General features: G+C 55.4%; 5 protein-coding genes. 4 read left to right on the top strand and 1 reads right to left on the bottom strand.

The genetic code is table 11. From position 1 onward, the window contains the following. Positions 1–139: 139 nt before the first annotated feature. Entirely contained in the window at positions 140–481 is a 342-nt protein-coding gene (locus tag L0H14_RS12395) for a cupin domain-containing protein (protein ID WP_301421989.1), read from the top strand. 5 nt (positions 482–486) lie between these two features. Here L0H14_RS12395 and L0H14_RS12390 read toward each other — a convergent pair whose 3' ends face one another. Further along, complete coding sequence (locus L0H14_RS12390; protein ID WP_301421988.1) at positions 487–780, bottom strand: MGMT family protein; 294 nt, start codon at positions 778–780, stop codon at positions 487–489. Between the two features lie 195 nt (positions 781–975). On the opposite strand from L0H14_RS12390, the gene L0H14_RS12385 reads away from it, so the two are divergent. The 3 genes from L0H14_RS12385 to L0H14_RS12375 form a co-directional block, all read left to right on the top strand. Beyond that, complete coding sequence (locus L0H14_RS12385) at positions 976–1,827, top strand: Rieske (2Fe-2S) protein (protein ID WP_301419733.1); 852 nt, start codon at positions 976–978, stop codon at positions 1,825–1,827. 35 nt (positions 1,828–1,862) lie between these two features. Next, on the top strand, positions 1,863–2,075 hold the full coding sequence (locus L0H14_RS12380; protein WP_301421987.1) for a DUF2945 domain-containing protein: 213 nt from the start codon (positions 1,863–1,865) through the stop codon (positions 2,073–2,075). Between the two features lie 6 nt (positions 2,076–2,081). Continuing rightward, positions 2,082–2,419 (top strand): DUF488 family protein (locus tag L0H14_RS12375; protein ID WP_301421986.1); only part of this gene is annotated, 338 nt, incomplete at its 3' end.

Genomic DNA, 2,419 nt, shown 5'->3' with positions numbered 1-2,419 from the left:
CCGGCCATGGGTGCAGCAAATATATTTCAACGACGTGCACAAAATAGCAAGACGAATGCGCGGGAATCACAGAAGAAACGGTGGGGACTACGCAAGAATCAAGCCCTATCACGCTGTTTCAATACCCTGAGGAATATTCATGAGCTATGACATTGGCCGTCTCTCTGACACAGACTTCCAGCCGTTCCCCCATCCCGCAGATCCATCCTTATCTGCCGGCGAATTCGCCTGGATCCGCGATGGCAAAGCTCAGTTCTGGCGGGGAACCGAAGACACCATGCCAAAAGTGGCCCCGTACCCATTTGCTCGCGCAGAAATTATTTATGTGATTGAAGGGGCGGTGGACATCGAGCTACCCTCAGGCGAAACGGTTCATCTTGGCGAAGGCGATGTCGGAGCCTTCGACCAACACACGGACACCACGTGGACTTTCACCTTCCCCTTCACCAAGCTGTCGGTTTTCCCAGAAGACGATGCCTAACTGGTTCAGAAATCGGGATCCCAGCGGTAGACCTTCATGTCAATTTTTGATCCTTTAGCCAGTACACCTTCAGCACGCAAACGATCCAACTGCTCTTGCTGTTTATGCACCGCCACAGTCCCATCGGCGCGCAGAATACGGTGCCAGGGAAGATCAAAACCATCTTCCCTCAACACCCATCCCACAATGCGTGGATTCGAGGCGCCGGCAAGCGCAGCAATGTCACCGTAGCTAGCGACGTTGCCTGCCGGCACCGCGGCGATGAGTTCTCGGATCCGTTCGTGAGTCTGTTCGTCCATGCTCCAAGTAATACCAGTTCTAGGCACGGCCCTGCAGCTCGAGTGGCAGCACTGAGGATTTGTTCAACGCACCGTTGGGCACCTTTCCAACGGACACCAGCACGCGGCAATCTGTAGTCACTGGCACATATCGGAATCGCCAATGGACAGCTAAGCTGACGCACAAGAACTTTCGCCTGGAGAAAGGTGTTTCTCGTGTTTGGACTCTCGAAAGTGATCGACCAGATCGGTCAGATGAAGGATCTGGATTCAATCTCGAAACCACTGTCTGATGTGGTTTCGAAAGTGACAGCTCCCGATGCCGTGAAAAATGCGCTGTCTGGAACCTGGCTAGGCCATCAATTGCACCCGATGCTCACTGATCTTCCGATTGGGGCATGGTCGATGGCCAGCGCGCTAGATTTGACCAGCCGAGGCACCATGCCGAAAGCCTCTGAACGTCTGGTGGGACTGGGGATCCTGACCGCGGTGCCGGCTGCGCTCTCGGGAGCCTCCGACTGGTCCGAAAGTTATGGGAAAGAGCAACGCCTCGGGCTCGTCCACGCACTCGGCAACAGCGTGGGGACAACCTTGCAGGTCGCCTCTTGGGTCTCCCGCAAATGCGGCCATCATCGCACCGGGACCGGGCTCTCGCTCGCAGGTCTGGCCGCGACCATGGGTGCCAGCTACCTTGGCGGCCACCTATCATTTGGTATGGGCGTTGGGGTCGATCACACCGCATTTCAAAAGACCGTCACCAAGTGGGTCGACGTCGCCGCCGAAAACGAAGTGACCGAAGGACAGCTCTTACGTGTTGAGGCCAATGACGTACCGGTCATGCTAACCCGACATAAGGGTCAACTCCGGGCACTATCGGCCACCTGTCTGCATGCGGGCGGGCCCTTGAATAAAGGCCACATTGAAAATGACTGTGTTGTTTGCCCGTGGCACGGCAGCAGATTCCGCCTCACTGACGGAACACCGAAACGTGGCCCAGCGGCAATGCCTCAACCGACATGGGATATCAACATTGTGGATGGGCGAGTCCAGGTACGAAGCGCTGCCTAAACTTTCAAGGCACTGTCGAAGATAGGAGACCGATCATGTCTGCAAAGTATGCCGTTGGTGACCATGTTTCGTGGAACTCTGAAGCAGGCCATGTTTCCGGAGCGATCATCAAGGTCCACACCTCCGACTTTGACTACAAAGGCCACACCCGCAGAGCATCCTCTGACGAACCACAGTACGAAATCAAAAGTGACAAAACAGATCATATTGCCGCGCATAAAGGCAGCGCGCTGCGCAAGATTTCCTAGGCCAGGATGAGTCACACGACAATTTTTACGATCGGGCATTCGAACCGGGATCTCACTGACTTTGTGGAGCTGCTCCGGCAACAGGCCATCGAGCAGGTCGTAGATGTGCGAAAATTGCCAGGATCAAAGCGTTACCCCCAATTTAACGAGGACACCTTGGCCCAAGGACTCTCCGAACACGGGATCGAATTGACCCGCAACCAAGGCCTGACCGGACGGCGAAGAGTCAGCAAAAACCTGGCCTTTGAAACCAACGCCTGGTGGAAGAACCGTAGCTTCCACAACTACGCTGACCACGCACTGTCGCCGGAATTTCAGACTGGGCTCGCAGAGCTAATCGATAC

The organism is Yaniella sp. (genome assembly GCF_030453185.1).
Classification (GTDB): Bacteria; Actinomycetota; Actinomycetes; order Actinomycetales; family Micrococcaceae; genus Yaniella.
This window is presented reverse-complemented; position numbering and strand designations above follow the sequence as displayed.